The sequence below is a fragment of the Weissella paramesenteroides ATCC 33313 genome (assembly GCF_000160575.1).
GTDB classification, from domain to species: domain Bacteria; phylum Bacillota; class Bacilli; order Lactobacillales; family Lactobacillaceae; genus Weissella; species Weissella paramesenteroides.
Genome location: NZ_GG697128.1, coordinates 536,478 through 559,574 on the forward strand (window position 1 = coordinate 536,478; position 23,097 = coordinate 559,574).

Sequence of the window (23,097 nt, forward strand, 5' to 3'; positions counted from 1 at the left end):
TTTTTAATTCAACTTGTCTAGTTTATCATATAAACACAATTGATACTTAAATTATACGGTAAGTTGCCCCAATCGCATAACGACCATTGTCTAATTCTTCATCAATTTCCATATGTTCAGCAAAATCAGCATCCCAATACTCGAGTTGTGCTCTGGGAACTCGCCAGGTCAACGACTTCAGTTGCGCTAAAAATTGTTGTTCTGAATAAGTTTGCCGATTTAGCATATAACGAATTACCAATCGTAACCAGTCTATGCCCGTTACCTTATCCAGAAAAGCGACCATTGTAAATGGCATTGGTCGTACAATCATTGCTGGATTTTCATCATAACTTGGTAATGGATTAATGATCAATTGATACAATCCTGGTGTCTCAGAACTCATTTGTGGTCGTGGTAACCTTTCCCATAATTCTTCTGACATTAACGATTGATCTAAAATGATACCTTGATTACTTTGATAGCCTAACCCAATTAAGTAAATCGTTTGCCCATCATAAAAATAATTAATCACGATATGTGGTAAATCATCTTTCATACTACTTGGTAAATATTTTTCTTTAGCAATTACCTGAACGTTAATCCCATTCTGGCGTAAACTATTGATCAATTTGATTCGATTACCAGGGACGAATACTTGGGTTGGCTGTTCAATTTCAATCACATTCATGACATCAGAAATTTCTAAAGGCTCATAATATTTTTTACTACCCAACTGTGACATAAACATTAAATCAGTTGGATTGTTATTCATGAGAATAGTGTCAATATTCTGACTTTGCAGTTCTTTGACGACCATTGCCATCACATAGGACGCTGCTGCACCATCTCCTAGGCGGAATCCACCAGAACCAATAACCAATACCGACCGTCGTCCCAATCGATTACTTTCATTTTCTGATTCGAAAGTTGAATAATATTGATTAGCTGCCTCTTCGAATTCACCTGCTGATGGCTCGAACGCCTTAAACGTTGGCAAAATACCATTATCCCATCGGTAACGACGGACTTCCTCAAACTTTGCATGCCACAAACGGGCAATCAATCCATCTGACAAGCCGTAATACTTTGCCAATTTTAAAACATCCGTTTGCCAAGCGTTATTTTTTACAGTTTCTTCCAATTTATTAATCTGATCTAATTTATAGAAGTAAAAAGCATTAATTTTTGTTAATTCTGCCAATTCATCAACTGTATATCCTCTTCGCAATGCTTCCATCAACACAAAAATACGGTTATCCCGGGGATGAATCAACTGTTCAATTATTTCGTTATCTGTTAGCGCATTCATCACAGTCGGCGAAAAATTCCGGTTATTAAAATGCGCAGCACGGATAGCCTTTTCTAAGGCTTCCTCAACACTTCTCCCAACACCCATCGTCGCACCGACTGATTTTTGGACTGTATTCAGTCGATGCTCTGTTTTCACACCATTTGACTCAAAATCACCAAATGAAAAAATAGGAAAACGAATCACGATATGATCCATCGTTGGCTCCAATAATGCTGTATGATTGGCACCAATAACTGGTGTTTTAACATCCTCAAGATTTTCACCCAGCATTAATCGAATAACCACTGGCACCAAAGGATAACCTGTTGCGGCTACTAATAATGCGGCCGTCCGATCAAAATAAGGTGTCACACGAGTAATAATATACTCATTATTCTTTGGATCAACAGCAAAACGGACTTCTAATAGGCCCACAACATCAAATCCCCGAATAACTGTAAATGCTGCTGCACGTAATTTTTGGTACACAGGATCGGGTAATGTTTGAATTGGTGTAATGGCAATTGAATCCGCTGAATGAATCCCAACCGGATCCATATCCTCAACACCACCGATTAAAATCGTTGAATCACTTTTATCGCGAATAACTAACATAGAAATTTCTTGATAGCCGCGAATACTCTTGTCAATATTCACTTGATGGGTAATTGAGCGACTAAGTGCGGTTTCTGCTGCCTCTTCTAAATCATCTGTATCTTCAACCTGTAGTCGCAATGTCTGACCCATTGGCGCAACTGGCCGAATAACAACAGGCAACTCAAAATCTCTAGCTGCATCGAAAATTTCATTCAAATTACTAGCAAGGCGTGACTGTACCGTTGGAATTTTTAACTGGGTCAAACGTTCATGCAAATATTTTGTATTCTGAGTTGCTTGCATCACTGGCAATGATAATCCCAAAACGGTTGGGGCACCATTTCCCATTAGTTTAAGAATGTCTGTCCCCAGGCGAATTGCTGTTGAACCACCAACCGAAGTAATCATGGCTGTGATATGCTCATCATTAATAATTTTAATTAGGTTTTCAACGGTCAATGTTTGTTCAATCACTTGAATATCATGCCGTGCACTGGTAAAAGAATATGGATTGTCATCAACAACCACCACTTCATGACCATATTGCTTTAGGGCATGAACAACCTGATAAGCAGCAACATCACCCTCAGTTTCTCGGCCAAAATCGTTAGCAGAACCACCAATGATTAAGACTCGTTCTGTCATATCGTTCCACCTCCTCGACGTGCCATCACCATTTCCATAAACTCAGCAAATGCCTGAGTCTCTTCTAATGGTCCTGGTGCCGCATCTGGAAAAAATTGTACGCTAAATGCTGGGTAATCTCGATGCCGTAAACCTTGAATCTGGTTATCAGTAATGTCAATATGGGTCACAAATAAAGGCGTGTTCTTAATCGACTCACTATCCACATAATATGCCTGACCTTGGGTAGCAAACATAATATCTTTGGTAATCTGCTCACGAATAGGATGATTCATCCCATGATGGGCTGACGCAAGTTCACCGACCTTAGCACCATTAGCTATTGCAAATAATTCATGACCTAACCCAATACCAAATAATGGTACGCGTTTTTCAAACTCGCGAATAATATCTAATGCTGTCTCAGGAACTTGTGCTGGATCACCCGGCCCCGATGAAATGACAATACCATCTGGATCAAGATTAGCAACTTCATCGATTGTGGCAGAAAAAGGTAATACTGTAACATTTGCATCAAAATCGCTGAGCATCCGCAAAATACCACTTTTAAGGCCAAAATCCAATACAACAACATTTGCTCCACGCCCGGGATTAGCATATGCTTTGGGCGTCGAAATTTGTGCAATTTGTTGATTTGTCAACACCATCGCCCGTAACTGATCAAAGGCATGATCATCCGGTTGGTCAACAATCGATGCTTTTTGCACACCTGTTTCCCGTAAATGACGCGTCAAGGCACGCGTATCAATTTGTGAAATCCCTGGAATATTGTGCCTTTTTAAGTAATCATTTAAACTAAGCGCTTGTAGTCGATTGGTCGAAATTTCTGCAATTTCACGTACAACAACCCCTTTTACTGCGGGCACAATTGATTCATCCGCATAGTGATTAATGCCGGCTGCCCCAATCGTTGGTGCAGTGAACATCACAATTTGATTGTAATAAATTGGATTAGTAATAATCTCCTGATAACCAGTCATAGCCGTATTAAAAACTAACTCACCAAAAGTTGTTGCAGGCGCCCCAAAAGCTTCACCAGCATACACAGTGCCATCTTGTAAAATTAAATAACGTGTTGTCATGACGTAGATCTCGTTTAACAGCTTTGCTAAACGATCCCTCCTTCCCGTCTAACCGTTGAAAAATTAACGAATTTCTATACCATCCATGCCATCAAATTCTTTCATGTTTACACGAATTTTTTCAGAAGTCGCTGTTGGAATATTTTTGCCCACAAAATCCGCACGAATTGGTAATTCACGGTGTCCTCGATCAACCAAAACTGCTAAATTAACGGCTGCTGGTCGTCCGTTATCCATAATGGCATCTAAGGCCGCACGAATTGTTCGCCCAGTAAAAAGGACATCATCAACTAAAATAATTCGTTTATTATCAATATCGACATTGAATGATGATTTTTCACCGTTGCCATCTGTATCATCATCACGGTAATGTGTAATATCAAGAGGTATAACGGGAATTGTTGCACCTTCTAATTGTTGAAGACGTTCTGCAATACGTTGACCAATAAAGACGCCACGTGTCTTGATGCCAACAATCACAAGATTGGCAACACCCTTATTTTTTTCGATAATCTCATATGTAATTCTTGTGAGTGCTCGCTGCATTGCCATTGCGTCAACAATTTCTTTTGCCATAATTTATTCCTTTTCTCTAGTTGATTTCAGTTAATAAATAAAAAGAGACACTACCTCCTCTAAAAAGGGTAACGTCTCGTTCATTATGTTTACCACGCTACCTCCTAATAACCTCACAGGATTACTTTAAGAAAGTTACAATTTTCATTTTGTTTATCTAAAACTATTTTAGCATGTTCAACGTCATTTGCGTACTATCAGTTGTTTTCTTCCGCATATGGTTGTAATTGTGCTAATGTTTCAACAAAATATTGTGGTAATGGTGCTTCAAATGTTAATTCTTTTTTAGTTGTTGGTTGTGTTAACCCTAATGTCGCAGCGTGTAGGAATTGACCATTACCAGCGAGCGTCTTCTTTGGGCCATATAATGGATCACCAGCCACTGGATGACCGATATAGGCCATGTGTACGCGAATTTGATGTGTACGTCCTGTTTCTAGCGTTACTCGTAACAAGGTATACCCGACATATCTCTTCACGACCTCAAAATGAGTAACTGCATCTCGACCACCAGCAATCACTGCTTGCTTCTTACGATCTGTCTTTGAACGTCCTAATGGCGCTTTAATGGTCCCTTTATTCTCAGAAAACTCACCATGCACTAGCGCATAATATTGACGCAGATTTTTCTTGTCTTTTAAATCTGCGGATAAAGCTTCGTGAGCCTGATCATTTTTGGCTACCATCAACAATCCTGATGTATCTTTATCAATGCGATGAACAATTCCTGGCCGAATGACCCCATTAATTGATGACAATTCAGTATGATACATCAATGCATTAACTAATGTGCCATTTGGATGGCCAGCAGCAGGATGAACCACCATCCCCTGCGGCTTGTTGACAACCAATAAATCATCATCCTCATAGACAATATCCAAAGGCAAGTTCTCTGGCTTAATATCCAAAACAACTGGTTCTGGTACAACAAACGAAATCACGTCACCAGCATGCACTTTATACTTTGCCTTCTTAGTTTCGCCGTTAACTGTTAAAATACCATCATCAATCCATTTTGACATTTGTGTTCGCGTGTAATCCGTGAATGCCTCTGCAACAACTTTATCCAAACGGCCTTCTTGGTCTGTAATTGTTAATGATTCCTCAGTCATTTGTTTGTCCTTCAATTTCTTTTTTTAAGTTGTTTAAAAAGCGTTGATTCATACAAAAGCTATAGTGCTCACCATCATAACTAAATAAAATCGTTCGTTTTGTAAATTGCACATGTGCCATTTCAGAAAAGCGAAACTTATCCGTATGCACCCCAAACATAGGTAAAATCCATAGGGCTTCTTTGGTTAGCGCAACTCTGCGTCTAAAATAAGTCAATAATGTAATCACAATAAAGGCAGCCACTGCCCCGTATGTCCATACATTAAGGTGTGTTACCTCTAATTGCATAATGAGGCCAAACAAGGCAATCATTAGAATCCACAGCCAGTTAACCCAGCCGATCAGGCCAGCTGGTTGATAATATCCCTTCATTCTTATGTCCTTTCTGATTTACCAAATAATCAAAGCATTTGTAAATCATCTGAGAATGTCCCTACCATCTAGTATAATGAAATTGGAGGTACTTGTCATGTTAATCAAAGTTTACTCAGATGCAGCTAGTCAAGGAAATCCTGGTAATAGTGGTGCTGGGCTTGTCATTCTATATAATGGTCAGCAAATTCAGCAGCATCACTATCTAGGAAACATGTCAAATCACGAGGCCGAATTTGCTGCTGCTATTTGGGCTTTTCAAGTTTTAGCCACTCTCAGCAATGAATCTGATACGATCATGTATTATGCAGATTCAAAGATTGTTATCGATAGCATCCATAAACGCTATGCGAAACATTTCGGACCGCAATTAGCGCAGTTACTAACTTACTATGACCGTTATCACCTAATCATTGCGACATGGCTGCCAGAAAAGCAAAACCATGGTGCCCACCAACTTGCATGGCAAGCTATTCATCATCAACATTAAGTTGACCAATACCTATCCACGCACTGACTAATGAGCAGATTGGTGATAGCAGGGAAAAAAACGTAAACGGTGCAAACGTTGTTACCGAAACACCCAGTGTCTGTGCAGCAAAACTTCCTGCTACACCCCAAGGTACCAAATAATTAATAACCGTACCTGAATCTTCCAACGTTCTCCCTAGTGTTAATCGATTGATATTTAAGCGAGTAAACGTATCATGCCAAAGTTGTCCAGGTAAAATGGTTGCTAAATATTGTTCACCAATTAAAAAGTTAGCGGAAATACCAGTCAATAACGTACCAGTAATCACACCAGCTTTTGTTTTAATAAGATTAACTAACGGTGTCATAACTGATTTTAAGACACCCTGTTCTGTTAATAATCCACCTAGTGCTAATGCCAACATAATAATTATGACCGTGGGCATCATGGAAAGCATCCCCCCACGATTCAATAATGCTGCTAATAACTTGTTATGGATGGCTGTTTTTGACCCGTTCATAATGACATCTGACAATTGTTGCAAGTTATGGTTCACCATAAACATGCTGCCAGTCACAGCAATATTAACCAATAACGTTGGAATTGCTGGAATATGTCGCCATGCCATGATAAATAACAATGCAATTGGAATGACTGACCACCAAGTGGGAGATAATAAGCCAGCCAATTTTTGTAAATCATTCACACTACCCTTAATTGTCTGTTGTTGATTTAATATCGTAAAGATCACTAATGACCCCACTAGCGCTGGAATTGTCGTCCACATCATGTTCTTAATGTGCGCAAATAAGTCTGTGCCTGCAATCGACGATGCTAGATTTGTTGAATCTGATAATGGTGAACTTTTATCACCAAAGATTGCGCCTGATAATACTGCACCAGCTACCACACCCGGATCAAATCCGATGGCTGTTCCAACGCCCATTAATGCTACCCCGACTGTCGCCAATGTTGTGAAAGCAGACCCAATCATTGTACCCATTAAGGCCATAATCAATAGCGCGCTTGGCAGGAACCACTGCACATTGGCAATTTTCAAACCGACCCACAATAAAGATGGAATGGTATTGGTTCCCATCCATAGGCCAATCAGCATACCAATGAGCAAAAATAGGAATAATGGTGCCAGTGCAGTTTTAATCCCTTTTAATAACTGATCTTGAATTGTTTGCCAAGTGGTCCTACGAATCCTGGCAAATACCATGACAACAATAATACTAATAACTAATGGTACATTGGGAGATAAACCAAACCCAAGAATACTCAAACTAAAAATGAAAATTAATACTAATAATACTGAAAGACTTTGTTTAAATGTCATTGGTTTAACCATATCTATCTTCTCCTCTAATTAAATGAAATAATTTTTTGTTTCAACATGTTATTCCTAAATAAGTTGATAATTGATAATGGTTAAGTCCTCCGACATGTCCGGTATGCTTTAGTACCCCATTGTTTTTTGCTCCTCTCTGCATAAAAAAGTCCCAGTGACAAGGCCTTTAACCTATCACTGGGACGAAATTTTTCCGCGGTACCACCCAAAAATTAGTTGGTCACTGCGGATCAACTCTCTTAAGTTTATTTAACTGTTTCAAATAGTTCAGTTACTCCACCTGCGCTACTCACAGCTCCCGTAGCTTCTCTGACATACAATGAAGTATCCTACCAATATCCGCTATTTTACGCATCGATTAAGTCTTTGTCAACCTCAATTAAAAAACGCACAAAAAAACCGTCGCATAGGCATTTAGCGCTATGCAACGGCTTTTGTAGGAGTTTGCAATTAAGCAAGTCCGTATTTCTTGTTAAACTTATCAACAGCACCATCTGCAGTCATAAACTTTTGCTTACCAGTGTAGAATGGGTGTGAATCTGAAGTAATTTCAACACGAATCATTGGGTAAGTAGCACCCTCAAATTCGATAGTCTCATCAGTTGTACGAGTAGAACCTGACAAGAACTTGTAACCAGTAGTTGAGTCAACGAAAACCACTTGGTGGTAATCTGGATGAATATCAGCCTTCATTATTTTCTCCTTATCGCCCTAGTTTTCTAAAAACCAGAGTCAGTTTATTTAACTAGAATATATTAACATAAAAAACTATAAAATGATAGTTTTTAACTGAAAAGCTATTAAAAATCGGCTAATTCTTTTATTAGTGGGATTACTCTTCGTCTGTCTTAAGAACTGCCATGAAAGCTTCCTGTGGTACTTCAACTGTTCCCACCGCCTTCATTCGTTTCTTACCACGTTTCTGTTTATCCAATAGCTTTGCACGACGATCCGGATCTCCTGTATGGATACGAGAAGTCACGTCCTTACGGTAGGCTTTAATTGTTGACCGCGCAACAATTTTTGATCCAATGGCAGCCTGAACTGGAATTTCAAAGTTTCGTCGTGGAATAATTTCCTTTAACTTTTTCGTAATAACGCGTGAACGCTCTTGTGCAAAATCACGATGCACAATGAAACTCAATGCATCCACTTTATCGCCATTCAATAAAATATCGATCTTAACTAGTTCAGATTGTCGATAACCTGAAATTTCGTAATCTAATGAAGCATAGCCACGAGTACTTGACTTCAACTTATCAAAGAAATCAAAGATAATTTCAGACAATGGCATGTAATACTTAACATTAACACGATTTTCATCCAAGTAATCCATGGTATCAAACTCACCACGTTTTGACTGCGCAAGTTCCATTACAGCACCCACATAATCATTTGGCACCATAATTTGTGCGTGTACGAATGGCTCTTCGATTGATTTAATTTCTGAAACATCTGGTAGCTCAGATGGATTCGCAACCTCCACCATTTCACCATCTGTTGTATAAGCATGATAGGTTACCGATGGTGCAGTTGTAATCAAGTCTAGATCGAATTCACGTTCCAACCGTTCTTGAATCACATCCATATGAAGTAGTCCTAAGAAGCCCGTACGGAAGCCAAAGCCAAGTGCTTGTGATGTTTCTGGTTCAAATTCCAGTGAAGCATCATTTAGCTGCAATTTTTCTAAGGCATCACGCAAATCATTATATTTTGCATTGTCAGTTGGATATAATCCAGAATAAACCATTGGCGTCATTGGCTGATATCCAGGCAATGGTTTTGCTGCAGGTCGTTTCAAATGAGTAATCGTATCGCCCGGCCGAGCATCACGAATGTTTTTAATTGATGCAGCAACATAGCCAATATCACCAGCCATTAAGAAATCACGTTTGATTGGTGTTGGTGAATTAACACCAACCTCAGTGACTTCATATTCTGCACCAGAGTTCATAAATTTAATTTTATCACCTGGCTGCAATACACCAGTCTTCACCCGAATGGTTAAAATAACGCCTTTATATGAGTCATAAGCTGAGTCAAAAATCAGTGCCTGCAAGGGTGCTTCAAGTTCTCCCTCAGGCGCTGGAATATCCTTCACAATCTTTTCCAAAAGTTCTGGAATACCAATACCCTTTTTGGCCGAAGCTAATACGGCGTCAGATGCATCAATACCAATGACATCTTCAATTTCTTTACGGACAGCTTCAGGATCAGCTGCTGGTAAGTCTATTTTATTAATGACAGGTAAAATTTCCAGATCATTTTCAATCGCTAAATAGACATTTGCTAACGTTTGCGCCTCAACGCCTTGGGCGGCATCAACAACCAAAATTGCACCATCAGCTGCTGCTAATGAGCGAGATACTTCATAAGAAAAATCCACATGACCTGGTGTATCAACTAAATGAAAAATATAATCTTCACCATCATTAGCACGATAATGGACCTCAACTGCGTTCATTTTGATTGTGATACCACGTTCACGTTCCAAATCCATCGTATCCAGCAATTGATCTTGCATTTCTCGTTCGGTAACCGTATGTGTCGCTTCCAAAATACGATCTGAAATCGTTGACTTCCCATGATCAATATGAGCAACAATACTAAAATTTCGTATATGTTTTTGGCGCGCCTGCATTTCTTCTATATTCATTATTGCGCTCCTGTTCTTTGTATTTTCTGTCCATACTATTATACAAGTATTCTTATCATCATGGTAGTGCCACTAATGGTCATTCTTATCCTTTAATTTATCAGTTAATTCTTTTGCTTTTTGATCAACTGATCTATCAAACTTTTTCTGACGATATTGTGTATAACCAAATAATGCCAATAGTACAAGGGGAATAATCACTTCAATCATCTTTTATATTTCCTTTTTTTATAAATATCTAATATTTTTTATTTTAAATTAGTCTTCAATTGTATTTTACTCTATTTTCAATTACACTCAATTTAAACAACTCAAACTATAAGGAGGCTTAGCAATGAATAATTTGCCAGAAGTTCAACAACCTGAGGTCGATGGTGAGAAGAATCCTCAAAGACGTTCAGAGCAACAACACCCACAAAAGCCAATTATTTCATACTTCGTGCGTAAACTGTTAGCTGCCGCAGGTGTTATCTCAATTATCTTAGGAATTTTTGCTTTTGTCTTTAATCCTGAATGGTTATTAGCGGTATCAATCCTATTTGGACTATTTTCGATTTTTATTGCGCTAATTGATATTTTACTATTTGGTCACAGTACCTACCTACGTGGTTCACACTTAATGAGTGCTTTGTTGAGTACTGTCATGGGACTAGTTCTCCTATTTCGGCAAGATGTTGCAAAAGATTTTATTGGCTTGGTATTTGGATTTTGGATTTTATTCAATGCCACGAGTAATTTAGCCCAAACTTGGGTACCCGAGTTATTAATTGGTTGGCAACGTCTCGTTGGTTTAGTGATTGGTGCAATCGGTCTTTTCCTAGGGTTATTCCTAGTATTGTTTACAGGTTACTCAACCCATGATATGCAAATTATTTTAGGTGTTTACACAGACTTGTTAGGTATCTTCTTCCTACTAGTTAGTTTCTTTAGTCGCAAAAATGATTTGAATCAACCAGCATAATTTAACAAACATCAATAAAAAAAGACAGAACACATGATGAAGTGTTCTGTCTTTTCTTATTCCTAATTTATAAAATAGGTGTTAATAATCTTGAGAAAAAATACTTAAACCTTAACCACCCTGATTGCTTAGCAAAATACTTTGGTGTCAATAAGGTCGCATCTGCCAAATCCTGTTCAAAAATATTATTCATTTTTAATGCCAAACTCTGGCTATACAAAAAGGCATTCACCTCAAAATTCAATGCAAAAGAACGGATATCCATATTCGCGCTACCAACGGTTACGATTTTATCATCAATCACAATTGTCTTAGCGTGCAAGAATCCTTTATCGTAAGCATAAACTTCAATACCTTCCTGCGCAAGAACGCTAGCATAATACTCAGTTGCACGATAAACAAACATATGGTCCGGTTTTGATGGAATCATCACCCTTACCCTCACACCAGATCTGGCAGCAACCTCAATTGCATCCATAATGGCTGAATTCGGAATAAAATATGGCGATTGAATCGTGATACTTTCATGCGCCATCGAAATCATCCGCAAATAACCTTGATAAATTTGCCTTGTATCAGAATCAGGTCCTGAAGAGACGACTTGCATCGCAACATCCCCGCTTGCATTAGTTGATGGAAAGTAATTTTCACTAAACTCCAATTTTTCATTTTTTGTCGTTGCGTTCCAATCAGTAAAAAAGCGGCTCTGCATGGCTAAAACACCATCACCCACCACGCGGAGTTGTGTATCACGCCAATACCCGAACTTTTTTAAACGACCAAGATATTGATCACCCACATTGAACCCACCAATATAGCCAATATTTCCGTCAATAATTACTAATTTACGGTGGTCATGATTATTAACATGTAATGAAAAGAGATGCCATCTTGGCATTAAAAACGCTTCAACCTGTCCACCAACTGCTCGTAGTCGCTTGTATAGTTTTGCATTTTTTCCACCCGATCCCCATGAATCAAAAATGACACGAACCCGAATTCCTTCTTTAGCTTTTTCAGTCAGTAAATCAACTAGTTCATTACCAATTTTGTCATTATAAATAGTATAAAACTCAATATTTATATGATGTTTTGCAGCACGAATGTCCGAAAATAATTTTTCGAACATGTCATGACCATCTGTTAAAATATCAACTTCATTTTGATTTGTAAAAATTGCTTGTTCATTCTGTAAAAACAATCTAATAAATGATTGTTCTTCAACAAAATGCTCGGGATCCGATACCGACAGTACTTCTTGTTGCTGATTTGTTGCGATTCGATCAATACCCATGATTTGTTGTGTCTGCATCGTGAAAATATGGTTTCCCGACAACTTTCGACCAAACAGAAAATAAATTAAAAATCCAACGATTGGGAATAATAGCAAAACCAACATCCATGCCCAGATTGCTGTAATATCACGGTAGCGATCTCTAAAAACGGTTAAAATAGCAGCCAGTGTGTTAATTATGAACACAAACTCCACTATCAATACCATCCAATGTTCAAACATACCCACACTCCTTTTGAATAGTACTATTATTCTAACAGTTTTATGTTGCATCAACATATTAAATTATGCAAAAAACTCAATACTACTTTAATAAGTGATGTTTGACTAGGTATTGATGGGCTACCTCATCAGCCTGTTTATGTTGTACAGTTACCTGATAGTTCATCTCAATCATGTCCTTATTGGTTATCTCTCCATCGAGTCGAGCTAAACTCTTTTGAATACTTGGGTATTTATTTAGAATTGCCGTTCTAACCAATGGTGCTCCTTGGAAAGGTGGAAAATATTTCCGATCATCTTTCAAAGCCACCAGCTTATAGGCTTTTAATTGTGGATCCGTCGTATAGGCATCCGTAACATCAATTTGTTTGTTTACTAAAGCTTTATAACGCAAATTTGATGACATGCTGGTAACTTTTTTAAATTGTAATTGATATGCCTGTTTCATACCTGGATACGAATCTTTTAATTCATAAAAATCATGATCAAAGCCTGCCGTTAACTGAGGTGATAATTTGGCTAAATCACTTGTCGTTTTTAAATGATACTTTTTTGCATCTGATTGCCGAACCGCCAATGCATATGTGTTTTGATACTTCATAGGTGCTAGATATGTGAGATTATCTTGCTTTTTTATTGCACGCTGCGCATCTTTAAAAGCTTGTGCAGGTTGGTGACTAACATGTTCCCTTTTTACCAAAGATTGTAAAACGGTTCCTGTAAATTCTGGATAGATGTCAATATCACCACCTTTTAAGGCTTTATAAATAAAGGTTGTTCCGCCAAAATTTGGTTTCAATTTTACATCTAAACGTGGGTTATCTGCTTCAATGAGTTCCTTATACATATTGATTAAAATTTCTGGCTCGCCACCCAGCTTACCCGCAATCGTGATTGTTCCTTTCGGTTGTAAAATTGCTTGACCACCTATATAGATACCACCGATTGCAACAAGGCTAGTTAACAGAATGCCAATTTTTTTCAAAGAAAGCTTCCCAATCAACTTAATTCCCCAAGAGAAAATTAGCGCCAACAAAGCTGATAAAATTGCACCCAGCAAAAGCTGTGCATTATCATTAGTTTGTATACCAATCATGATAAAAGTTCCAAGACCACCGCCACCAATCAAGGCAGCTAATGTAGCGGTACCAATTACCATAACGGTTGCAATCCTTAAGCCTGATAAAATCATTGGCATAGCTAGCGGTAACTGAATTTTGAATAACTTAAATGGACGCGAAAAGCCGAATGCTTCGGTCGCTTCAGTTAAATTTGGATCAATTTCAGTTAAACCTGCATACGTGTTTTGAAAAATAGGCATAATTGCATATAAAACTAAGGCAATTATTGCTGGCACTGTTCCAATACCGACAAATGGAATCAACGCCCCTAAAACAGCCAAACTAGGAATCGTTTGAATCACACCTGCTATCTGTAAAACTAGCTCACCAGCTCGGCGATGATTCATTAAGGCAATTGCCAATGGCACGGCAATTGCTGCTGCGATGAGAATGGCTGCTAGTGAGAGTAACACATGTTCACGTAACGCAACCAAAATATCACCTGACTGCGTTGTCAGTAAATTTACCAAATCGTTTAACATGCAATCTCCTTTATTGTTGACTGATATACTGCAGTAAATCATCTGCAGTAATAAAATGTTGCTGATCAATAATTACTTGATGATATTCTCGTAAAACCATTGCTAATTCTTGAATTGTCTGCGTTTCCGACAAATGTGGCGCCTGGATCACTTGGTCTGACTTTAATAAATGAAATAAGCCCGCCGATTTTAAATCCGAAATCAATGTAACCCGTTGATTGTTAAATAGTGATGACACAATTTTATTAGCTGGCTGATTAATCACCGTATTTGGATCTCCAACTTGCTGTAAACGTCCATTAACAAGTACACCAATTCTGGTCCCCAATCTTAGTGCTTCTTGCATATCATGAGTAACAAATAAAATCGTTGGCTTAAATTCTTTATGTAACTCTAAAATAAGATTTTGTAATTGTTTGCGAGATAATGGGTCCAATGCACTAAAGGGTTCATCCATTAAAATGACACTTGGTTTTGTAATCAACGACCTAACAATCCCGACCCGTTGTTGTTCACCACCTGATAGTTCACTAGGCATTCGATCACTATACTGCTCATGAGGCAAGCCAACTCTGTCCAACAATTCATTGACCAATGTTTGTCGTTTTTCTCGTTTAATACCTTGTGCCTCTAATAAAATACCGGCATTTTGGCTGATTGTTAAATTTGGAAACAGCGCAATATTCTGTAAAACATAACCAATATTTTTTCTCAACTTGGCCCTATCTACCTGATTAGTGTCCACCCCATCAATCAATATCTGACCATTAGATTGGGAAATCAATCGGTTAATCATTTTCAAAATTGTCGTTTTCCCACTACCACTTGGTCCAACCAAAACAAAAAACTCACCTGAGGCAATGGTTAAATTGAGTTTATTAACGACTTGCTTTTCTTGATATGTCTTGACCACATCACTGAATTCTATCATTGCTATGACTCCTTTATTTAGCACCTAATTGCCATCTAAAAAATAATTTCTTCAAAATCAAAGGAATATAAAAAAGAAGTTGGGACAAAAGAAAATGTTCCAACTTTTTTTGCTAAAAATATCTTAATTAAAAGCATGTCAGTTTGATAGCATAAACGCGTTCCAAAAGTCTGAAGCCTCAATGTAAAACAATTTACGCCGGCTTCAAAACAACTTTTGTCTCGCTCTCCTTTGATACATTATAACATTTCAAGCGCCTTTTTTAAACGTTGCACTTTTTGAGCAATGTTTGTTGCCTTCATAATCTCACTAACAATTGCCACACCAACAATTCCTGATTCCTTGAAGACATCAATACGTTCTTCTGTAATGCCACCAATGGCAACGACCGGAATATTAACAGCTGCAGTAATTGCCTTGAGTGTATCAATTGACGTTTGCTTCGTAACAACTTTTGTCTGTGTTGGGAAAATAGCACCTGTTCCTAAATAATCTGCACCATCTGCTGCCGCTTCAGTTGCACGTGTAACTGTTTTTGCTGACACACCTAAGATTTTATCCTTACCAAGCAATTTCCGAGCAACTTTGACTGGTAACTCGTCATCACCAATATGTGCACCATGCGCATCAACCGCCAGGCAAATATCAATTCGATCATCAATAATTAATGGTAAGTCATATTTATCTGTAATTTGTTTTACTTTTAGCGCTAGTTCATAATAATCCCTTGTCGATAAATTTTTCTCCCGCAATTGCACAACTGTAACCCCGTTAGCACAAGCGGTTTCAATTTTATTTAAAAATTCATTTTCTGATTCGTCATATCTCGCTGTCACTAAATATAATTGTTTCGTCATTTTTTGTTCCCCTTATCTTATTTACCCAGTCAGAATCTTCAACCCCTAATAATGAAAGCTCATTTAAGAATAACTGTCGAAATTCTGCAATTCCTGAAGTCACAGTTTTGCTTTTTGCGGTCTCCCCTGCAATGTTCAAATAGCTGATTGCTTGAATCGCTGCATCTTCGGGGGAAGCACCTTCTCCCAATAACGCTGCCAACAGGCCACTTAAAGTATCTCCTGAACCTGTAAAACGATCTAATTCTGGTACACCATTACTTAGAACCCAAACGTTATTCCTAGCCACAACAATATCTTTTGTCCCAGTAGCAACATAAACCGATTCTTGAGGTAATTGCTTAAGTGCCGTAATTAAATTGATTAATTCTTCATCTGTCTGGTCTAATAAACTACCATCCACACCTCGTCCATGCGTTTGTAAATCACAAAGTGCACGCATCTCTGAAATATTACCGCGGACAATTGTTGGTTGATCTGCAATGATTTTTTTAGCGACTTTCATGGCAGATTTAGCGCTCGCAATGCCAACCACATCTAGTACAACTGGTTCTTTGCCAATTGCTAATTTACTGGCTGCTAAGATGCTCTTTCCCTTATCAAGTGACAGACTTCCTAAATTTAACAACAAACTATTTGTCTGCAATGCTAAATCATTAAAGGCGCGAATGTCTTCTGTCATAATCGGCTTCGCACCAATATAAAGGAGTGCGTTTGCCACAGTCTCTACTGAGATAGCATTAGTAATACAATGAATGAGCGGTGCTGTTTGCAACGGAATGGTGATCTTTTTCATCTTATAATACGCTCCTCGCCATTAAAAACTCGCATCATGTCTTTGAACAAAGATATCTTTTTTGCTTGTTGCCAAATGAGTCAAGCTGCTACCGCACCAATAAATGTGGCACCTAAGAATCTTGGTGTATACAGTAACCAGTACAAATCTGTCTTGGTGCCCGTAAATAGCACCATAACTGGGTAAGATAGTAAAGATCCGATTATTCCAGTACCGATAATCTCACCAACAATTGACCCATAAATACTATGTACCCAACGGGCACCTAACCCTGCTAACAAGGCGCCAAAAACGGCCCCAGTTAATGCCAATGGTGGGATACCCATCATCATCCTAATAATTCCGCAACAAGTCGCCATAATCGTTGCATACAATGGTCCCATAAGTACACCAGCTAAAATATTAATCACGCTGGACATTGGTGCCATTCCTTCGACACGTAAAATTGGTGACAACACCACGTCTAGTGCAATCATCATAGCTAAATATGGTATTTTTCTAACTTTCGAATTCATTATTGTTTTCCCCTAGTAAATTTAGACAATATCATTTCATTAATCCAAGAATAGATGCAAAATAAAAAACCTCCTCGCAATAAAAAAATCATCACAAAGAGGCCATTAATTGACACATTCTCACAATTCCTACGCTTAAATAACTAAAACAGGTACGAAGGGTCTAGATTCTATCTCATTCTCAGCCAGATTGGCTCCCCTTTGTGATTATATTTAATTTTTATACTATTATATTATCACACATACGATTGAAATGTATTTTTAAATAATATCATGGTTAAGTGATTGTGTGATGTATTTCCAAAATAATTCATTAGCTTTGGATTCATGAACTTGTTTCATTCTCATAAAGCCAAAATCACTGGTTGTGTGTGTTGCGATTTTACGCTTTACCATTTGCCCATCATTCGTCATATCAACTCTTTTTTCCATCATCAAAGCAATACCCATACCATTTAATACCATGTTTAAAATAATATCGATTCGCTCACCTTGATAGGCAACTGCAGACATTAATTGCCTTCTTTCTCCAGCAGAGCCAAATTTATTAAAAATGATTGTCTCTTCGCCTTCTAGTAGCAATAATTCTTCCTTCATTAAATCGCTTAATGAAATAACTTGATTTGCTGACAATGGATGATTAGCAGGTAATACACAAATCAAGTTGTCTTGATCGGTCAGCAGCGTCTCAAGTTTATTACTAACATCTGGTGTATAGTGACCAAAAATTATATCTGCTTGATTATCATTTAATGAGTTAAGTAATAAACTATCTTTAGTTTCAGAGAAGTGCAGCGTAATTTCAGGATGACTTTTGTGAAAGTCACTCATTAATGAAAAGCCACGATAATTCGAAAATGTTGCCATTGTATGAATCGTCAACACGTTATCTGACTCTGAATCATGTTGCACTAACGTCTGTTGTAATGCGTCAAATTCATGCAAAATTTTTTTTGCATACATTTCGGTAATTCTTCCTGACTCAGTTAAGGAAATATGGCGGTGCTCCCGTTTGAATAATTGCGTTTTTAGTTCCTTTTCCAAAGATAAAATTTGCTTAGAAATATTACCCTGTGTTGTATATAATCTTTCAGCAGTTTCTGAATAATTACCTGTTTCAGCTAAATCTAGAAAGACCTTAAATTTATGTATATCCATGATACAGTTCCCCAATTATTACTATTTGGAATAGTTTATCACATTTTAGTTAAATTTGTCATATGTAAATTTTTATCCAATGCCTAGTTAATTTTTGAAAAAATATTTGAAAGATCGCTAAACAACTATCACTGCTTTTGATTCTAATCATGTTATTCTTGGTCATATGACAAAAAAACTGGAACAATTTAATGTTCCAGTTTCTTCATTGATTATCTTAAAATTACTTCTCAGAAATTGCTGCAATTCCTGGCAATGTCTTACCTTCTAGGTATTCAAGAGAAGCACCACCACCAGTTGAAATGTGGCTCAATTTATCAGCAACACCTAATTGTTGAACAGCAGCAGTTGAATCACCACCACCAACAATCGTTGTTGCACCCTTTTCAGTTACCTTAACTAGTTCTTCACCAATAGCTAAGGTTCCCTTGGCAAAGTTAGGCATTTCGAATACACCCATAGGTCCGTTCCAAACAACCGTCTTTGCATCCGCAAGAACTGACTTAAATAGTTCAATTGACTTAGGACCAATATCTAGTCCCATGTAACCATCTTTAATGTCACCTTCTGCAACATATGAATCAGCATCATTTGCAAACTTATCAGCTGCAACAGCATCAACTGGCAATACCAACTTATCACCAGCATCTGCAATTAATTGCTTTGCAAGTTCAACCTTGTCTTCTTCAAACAATGAGTTACCAATTTTCTCACCCTTGGCAGCAGCAAATGTATATGCCATTCCTCCACCAACAATGACTTTATCAGCTTTTTCCAACAAGTTTTGGATAATAGTAATCTTATCAGATACCTTAGCACCACCAATAATAGCAACAAATGGACGCTCTGGATTTTCAACAGCGCCTCCTAAGAACTTAATTTCCTTTTCCATTAGGAAACCAGCTGCAGTTTGAGCAATATTTGCAGCAATGCCGGCATTTGATGCATGTGAACGGTGTGCAGTACCGAAAGCATCATTAACAAAGATGTCACCCAATGATGCCCAGTAAGCACCCAAGGCAGGATCATTCTTTGATTCACGCTTAACAACTTCACCATCAACAACATCAGCGTAACGTGTGTTTTCAAAGATTAATACTTGACCATCTTCTAACTTGTTAATAGCATCTTCAAGCTCTGGACCTTCAATTGCTGGTACAAATGTCACAGGTTGGCCAAGTAAATCAGCCAAACGTTGCGCAACAGGCTTCATTGATAGCGCTGGCTTATCATCTTCACTCTTAATACGTCCCAAATGTGAAAACAATACCGCACGTCCACCGTGTGACAAAACATACTTGATTGTTGGCAATGCTGCAACGATACGATTATCATTTGCAACTTCTTGTTGTCCATCAACTTCCTTTAGTGGAACATTGAAGTCAACACGCATCAATACTTTTTTACCTTTTAATTCTAGATCCTCAACTGTCAACTTTGCCATGGAATCCCTCTTTCTTTTTTACTTCAAATACTACAAATCTTATATAAAAAACGGATGGTTCAGACTATTACTAAACCATCCGTTTTCAAATAATAGTGTAAGTAACTATTAAAGTGTTGCCAAGTGCAACAAAGTACGGATCATGTTTGAAGTGAAACCATACTCGTTATCATACCAAGCAGCAGTTTGTACTAATTGCTTATCACCAACAGTGATAACCTTAGTCAAAGTTGGATCAAATACGGCACCGTGTGTGTCGCCAATGATGTCTGATGAAACAATTTCATCATCATTGTATCCGAATGAAGCATTTTCATACTTCTTAACTGCTTCGTTAACTTCTTCAGCAGAAACTTTCTTTGACAATACAGCAGTCAACTCAGTAACAGAACCGTCAACAACACCAACACGTTGTGCGTGACCATCCAACTTACCAGCAACTGATGGAACAACAAGACCAATAGCCTTAGCAGCACCAGTTGAGTGAGGAATTGTATTTACAGAAGCTGCACGGTTTGAGCGCAACTTCTTACCCTTAGGTCCATCCAAAAGCATTTGAGTACCAGTAAAGGCGTGAACAGTAGTCATCAAACCAATTTCAACACCGAATTCCTTGTCCAAGGCATTTGCCAATGGTGCAAGTGATTGTGTTGTACATGAACCAGCAGAAACAATGTTGTCATCTGCAGTCAATGTATCTTGGTTAACACCGTAAACAACCGTTGGTACTTTACCAGCAGGTGCTGATACCAATACCTTCTTTGCGCCGGCATCCAAGTGTGCTTGTGACTTTTCTGCTGAAGTATAGAAACCAGTTGATTCCAATACAATTTCAACACCGTCATTAGCAACCCACTTCAAGTCAGCCGCATCACGCTCAGCGTATACACGGATCTTCTTACCGTCAACGATAATTCCTTCTTCGTCAGCTGAAACGTCAGCGTTCAAAGTACCATGAGTTGAATCATACTTCAACAAGTATGCCAACATAGCAGGGTTAGTTAAATCGTTAATCGCAACAACTTCAATGTCGTCCGCTGTATCCTTTAACTCAAGAATACGACGAAATGCCAAACGACCAATACGGCCGAAACCGTTGATACCAATCTTAACAGTCATATTATTAAGATTCCTCCCAGAAAAAATTCTTTTGTAACGTTTCTACATGAATTATTATACGACTTTGTTTACAATTTCGCAAACAAACCCACCAACTATTGTTACGTATTAATTTCATATCAATTGAAATTAATATTATGAAGGATGAATTAGTGAATATCATCTAGTATTCAAATGTCACCCACTACGATTATTATACGATAAGCAGGAACAAATTTCGTTATATTTGCTTGAACATTAGTTCACTTAACGTATTGACTTAATTACAAAATAATAGTTTATTATTATCGGTTTTCAAATCGTTAATTTGACATATTACAGACAACAAAGCATACTCACTTGTGAAATTCCACACTTTATTTACCTAATAGAATCCGATGTGCCTCTTCACCATCAACGCCACCTAGCCTAATCAGACTATAACGTAATAATAACTTTACACCACGTACCACTCGATGAACATTTCCATCAATTAAAAACTCAATCATTGAAATAATTGCCATTACCACAATCCACATGCATGTCAGTGTCCCCAAGATGATTAAGAACGTTATCATATCATTACTCATAAATTGCCTCCTGATAATTAGTTTAAACTTAATGTTATTTGTTAATAATAGTCCTAAGTACAATTCCTTAGGACTATTATTAGTATATATTAGGTTTAAATTAATTTCAAGGGTAAAATTTATATTTAACTTAACAACCCGTTTCTTCTATATAAGCTAACAGTTTCTTGCGCAAAATCTAATGGATATCCTAAATATTCACACAACATCCAGGCCTCGAATGGTTGATCCTCATACTCATGTGCAACCCTTAATATAACTTTCTCAGGTGTCATGTATTTAATTACCGACTCTCGTGCGTCGATTTCGTCATTATGAGCAAGTGTTGCATCGTAATCCATGTGGTTACCAATATCTGAAATCGCATGATGATATTCTTCAACCAAGGTCTTCGCCTTATCAAAAATTGACAACGTTTTGTCTATAAAAATATACGCCTTATTCCCTTTTAAGTAAGCAACGCCATCTAAACCAGAATTTTCTTTAAGTGGCATTGTGTCTAAGATAACCGGTGTCATCCCCAAACCAAGTAGATCATTCTCCACCCTAATTAGAAAATCATCATAACTATCTATTCCCATTCCGATCCTCATAATCAGCAATTAGTCCTTCAATATAAGACTTAGCTCTATCAATAACTCGTGAACGTTCTTCATCTGGTAAACCAGAAATATCTAGTCCCCAGTGAGCAGCCATTAAGACTGGTTCATCAGTAACCACTGCTTTTGAAGATTGGTTAGGCTCTTCGACAAGATCTGATTTTGATATGCCAAAAAATTCAGCCATTGCCTCAATTTTATCGATTCTCGGATATGTTTTCCCATTTGACCAATCAGAAATAGTTGCGGTTGATACACCAATAACTTCAGCAAGGTGTGCTGCCGTCATTTCATTTTGTTTAATGTATCTTTTTATATTTCGGCCCATCGTGGCCTTTCCTTCTGATGATGCCATATGCTCCACCTTTTCTATTTTAAAATTTTGAATTATTTTTATTTTTACAGTTACTATAATAAAGCTAAACTTAATTAATTGCAAGGTTTAACCTAACGATTAGGTACATCGAAGCCATTGTTAATGTTGCAAATACAAATTTAATAGGCTATAATTTAATCTGTTGTGGACCCGTAGTGTAATGGATATCACGTTGGATTCCGGTTCCGGAGATGAGGGTTCGATTCCCCCCGGGTCCATAGTAAGGTGTAAAAAACGGCTATAAATCAACGTTTACATTGATTTAATGGGCTTAGATACACATAGAGATACACATCTGAAAGTTATATAATTCCGTGAAATACCATTGAATTTTTGCCTAATGTGTATTTTGATGTGTATTTCTGACAATCAAATAATACGGGACTACCTACCGTGTAAATATGTCGCTGTTCGCTTTAAGTGAACGGCGCTTTATTTTGCCATTTTATTGGGAATGAATTTGTATGATCTAATAATAAGTGTGAAAACGGGTACGGTTGTGCACGTGGTTGT

The 23,097-nt window shown here is 37.8% G+C and carries 23 protein-coding genes, 1 tRNA gene and 1 riboswitch; of the genes, 3 read left to right on the forward strand and 21 right to left on the reverse strand.

All coding sequences use genetic code 11. The features are described from left to right. Positions 1-46: 46 nt before the first annotated feature. The 5 genes from HMPREF0877_RS02470 to HMPREF0877_RS02490 all read right to left on the reverse strand — a co-directional run bounded on the left by HMPREF0877_RS02470 (position 47) and on the right by HMPREF0877_RS02490 (position 5,658). Positions 47-2,515 carry an ATP-binding protein gene (locus HMPREF0877_RS02470; RefSeq protein WP_002827606.1) on the reverse strand — a complete coding sequence of 823 codons (2,469 nt, stop codon included), beginning with the start codon at positions 2,513-2,515 and terminating at the stop codon, positions 47-49. Beyond that, entirely contained in the window at positions 2,512-3,597 is a 1,086-nt protein-coding gene (locus tag HMPREF0877_RS02475; RefSeq protein WP_002827607.1) for a carbamoyl phosphate synthase small subunit, read from the reverse strand. Before HMPREF0877_RS02475 ends, HMPREF0877_RS02470 begins: the two co-directional genes overlap by 4 nt. 63 nt (positions 3,598-3,660) lie before the next feature. Next, the gene (gene pyrR, locus HMPREF0877_RS02480; protein ID WP_002827608.1) at positions 3,661-4,173 is read right to left on the reverse strand and encodes a bifunctional pyr operon transcriptional regulator/uracil phosphoribosyltransferase PyrR; all 513 of its coding nucleotides are present in this window, start codon (positions 4,171-4,173) and stop codon (positions 3,661-3,663) included. A 197-nt stretch (positions 4,174-4,370) separates the two neighbouring features. Next, on the reverse strand, positions 4,371-5,285 hold the full coding sequence (locus HMPREF0877_RS02485; RefSeq protein WP_002827610.1) for an RluA family pseudouridine synthase: 915 nt from the start codon (positions 5,283-5,285) through the stop codon (positions 4,371-4,373). Beyond that, positions 5,278-5,658, reverse strand: coding sequence for an EbsA family protein (locus tag HMPREF0877_RS02490; protein ID WP_002827611.1), 381 nt, complete (start codon positions 5,656-5,658; stop codon positions 5,278-5,280). Before HMPREF0877_RS02490 ends, HMPREF0877_RS02485 begins: the two co-directional genes overlap by 8 nt. Before the next feature lie 97 nt (positions 5,659-5,755). On the opposite strand from HMPREF0877_RS02490, the gene HMPREF0877_RS02495 reads away from it, so the two are divergent. Next, the gene (locus HMPREF0877_RS02495; protein ID WP_050755305.1) at positions 5,756-6,148 is read left to right on the forward strand and encodes a ribonuclease HI family protein; all 393 of its coding nucleotides are present in this window, start codon (positions 5,756-5,758) and stop codon (positions 6,146-6,148) included. Here HMPREF0877_RS02495 and HMPREF0877_RS02500 read toward each other — a convergent pair. From HMPREF0877_RS02500 to HMPREF0877_RS10070, 4 genes are all read right to left on the reverse strand, one after another. Next, complete coding sequence (locus HMPREF0877_RS02500) at positions 6,129-7,484, reverse strand: Na+/H+ antiporter NhaC family protein (RefSeq protein ID WP_002827613.1); 1,356 nt, start codon at positions 7,482-7,484, stop codon at positions 6,129-6,131. The two genes, HMPREF0877_RS02495 and HMPREF0877_RS02500, sit on opposite strands and share 20 nt — an antisense overlap. Before the next feature lie 450 nt (positions 7,485-7,934). Beyond that, the gene (locus tag HMPREF0877_RS02505) at positions 7,935-8,177 is read right to left on the reverse strand and encodes a type B 50S ribosomal protein L31 (RefSeq protein ID WP_002827614.1); all 243 of its coding nucleotides are present in this window, start codon (positions 8,175-8,177) and stop codon (positions 7,935-7,937) included. Positions 8,178-8,316: 139 nt separating this feature from the next. Continuing rightward, a complete protein-coding gene (gene lepA / locus HMPREF0877_RS02510; protein ID WP_002827615.1) occupies positions 8,317-10,140 on the reverse strand; it encodes a translation elongation factor 4 in 1,824 nt (607 codons plus the stop codon). Between the two features lie 72 nt (positions 10,141-10,212). Beyond that, positions 10,213-10,350: a hypothetical protein gene (locus HMPREF0877_RS10070; protein WP_002827616.1), complete on the reverse strand. Its 138-nt coding sequence runs from the start codon at positions 10,348-10,350 to the stop codon at positions 10,213-10,215. A 124-nt stretch (positions 10,351-10,474) separates the two neighbouring features. On the opposite strand from HMPREF0877_RS10070, the gene HMPREF0877_RS02515 reads away from it, so the two are divergent. After that, positions 10,475-11,101 (forward strand): DUF308 domain-containing protein, encoded by a 627-nt coding sequence (locus HMPREF0877_RS02515; RefSeq protein ID WP_002827617.1) that lies wholly within the window; start codon positions 10,475-10,477, stop codon positions 11,099-11,101. Between the two features lie 67 nt (positions 11,102-11,168). On the opposite strand, the gene cls is transcribed toward HMPREF0877_RS02515, so the two are convergent. The 12 genes from cls to HMPREF0877_RS02575 all read right to left on the reverse strand — a co-directional run bounded on the left by cls (position 11,169) and on the right by HMPREF0877_RS02575 (position 22,563). Further along, positions 11,169-12,617, reverse strand: a complete 1,449-nt coding sequence (gene cls / locus HMPREF0877_RS02520) for a cardiolipin synthase (RefSeq protein ID WP_040760330.1) — start codon at positions 12,615-12,617, stop codon at positions 11,169-11,171. An 82-nt stretch (positions 12,618-12,699) separates the two neighbouring features. Continuing rightward, positions 12,700-14,220, reverse strand: a complete 1,521-nt coding sequence (locus HMPREF0877_RS02525; RefSeq protein WP_040760333.1) for an ABC transporter permease/substrate-binding protein — start codon at positions 14,218-14,220, stop codon at positions 12,700-12,702. 10 nt (positions 14,221-14,230) lie between these two features. Then, the gene (locus HMPREF0877_RS02530; RefSeq protein ID WP_040760336.1) at positions 14,231-15,151 is read right to left on the reverse strand and encodes an ATP-binding cassette domain-containing protein; all 921 of its coding nucleotides are present in this window, start codon (positions 15,149-15,151) and stop codon (positions 14,231-14,233) included. Positions 15,152-15,390: 239 nt separating this feature from the next. Then, positions 15,391-16,008 (reverse strand): thiamine phosphate synthase, encoded by a 618-nt coding sequence (gene thiE, locus HMPREF0877_RS02535; RefSeq protein ID WP_002827621.1) that lies wholly within the window; start codon positions 16,006-16,008, stop codon positions 15,391-15,393. Beyond that, entirely contained in the window at positions 15,971-16,804 is an 834-nt protein-coding gene (thiM, locus tag HMPREF0877_RS02540) for a hydroxyethylthiazole kinase (protein ID WP_002827623.1), read from the reverse strand. The genes thiE and thiM overlap by 38 nt, the downstream gene beginning before the upstream one ends. A gap of 80 nt (positions 16,805-16,884) precedes the next feature. After that, on the reverse strand, positions 16,885-17,319 hold the full coding sequence (gene thiW, locus HMPREF0877_RS02545) for an energy coupling factor transporter S component ThiW (protein ID WP_002827624.1): 435 nt from the start codon (positions 17,317-17,319) through the stop codon (positions 16,885-16,887). 109 nt (positions 17,320-17,428) lie between these two features. Next, positions 17,429-17,530: riboswitch (TPP riboswitch) on the reverse strand. Positions 17,531-17,580: 50 nt separating this feature from the next. Further along, positions 17,581-18,477: a LysR family transcriptional regulator gene (locus tag HMPREF0877_RS02550; protein ID WP_002827625.1), complete on the reverse strand. Its 897-nt coding sequence runs from the start codon at positions 18,475-18,477 to the stop codon at positions 17,581-17,583. Between the two features lie 223 nt (positions 18,478-18,700). Further along, the gene (locus HMPREF0877_RS02555; protein ID WP_002827626.1) at positions 18,701-19,921 is read right to left on the reverse strand and encodes a phosphoglycerate kinase; all 1,221 of its coding nucleotides are present in this window, start codon (positions 19,919-19,921) and stop codon (positions 18,701-18,703) included. A 108-nt stretch (positions 19,922-20,029) separates the two neighbouring features. Continuing rightward, positions 20,030-21,040 (reverse strand): type I glyceraldehyde-3-phosphate dehydrogenase, encoded by a 1,011-nt coding sequence (gene gap / locus HMPREF0877_RS02560; protein ID WP_002827627.1) that lies wholly within the window; start codon positions 21,038-21,040, stop codon positions 20,030-20,032. A gap of 356 nt (positions 21,041-21,396) precedes the next feature. Continuing rightward, positions 21,397-21,609: a hypothetical protein gene (locus HMPREF0877_RS02565; RefSeq protein ID WP_002827628.1), complete on the reverse strand. Its 213-nt coding sequence runs from the start codon at positions 21,607-21,609 to the stop codon at positions 21,397-21,399. 125 nt (positions 21,610-21,734) lie between these two features. After that, positions 21,735-22,190, reverse strand: coding sequence for a hypothetical protein (locus HMPREF0877_RS02570; RefSeq protein WP_002827629.1), 456 nt, complete (start codon positions 22,188-22,190; stop codon positions 21,735-21,737). Beyond that, a complete protein-coding gene (locus HMPREF0877_RS02575) occupies positions 22,177-22,563 on the reverse strand; it encodes a helix-turn-helix transcriptional regulator (RefSeq protein ID WP_040760342.1) in 387 nt (128 codons plus the stop codon). The genes HMPREF0877_RS02570 and HMPREF0877_RS02575 overlap by 14 nt, the downstream gene beginning before the upstream one ends. Before the next feature lie 167 nt (positions 22,564-22,730). Here HMPREF0877_RS02575 and HMPREF0877_RS02580 point away from each other — a divergent pair. Beyond that, positions 22,731-22,802 (forward strand) — tRNA-Arg (locus tag HMPREF0877_RS02580). Positions 22,803-23,097: the final 295 nt, after the last annotated feature.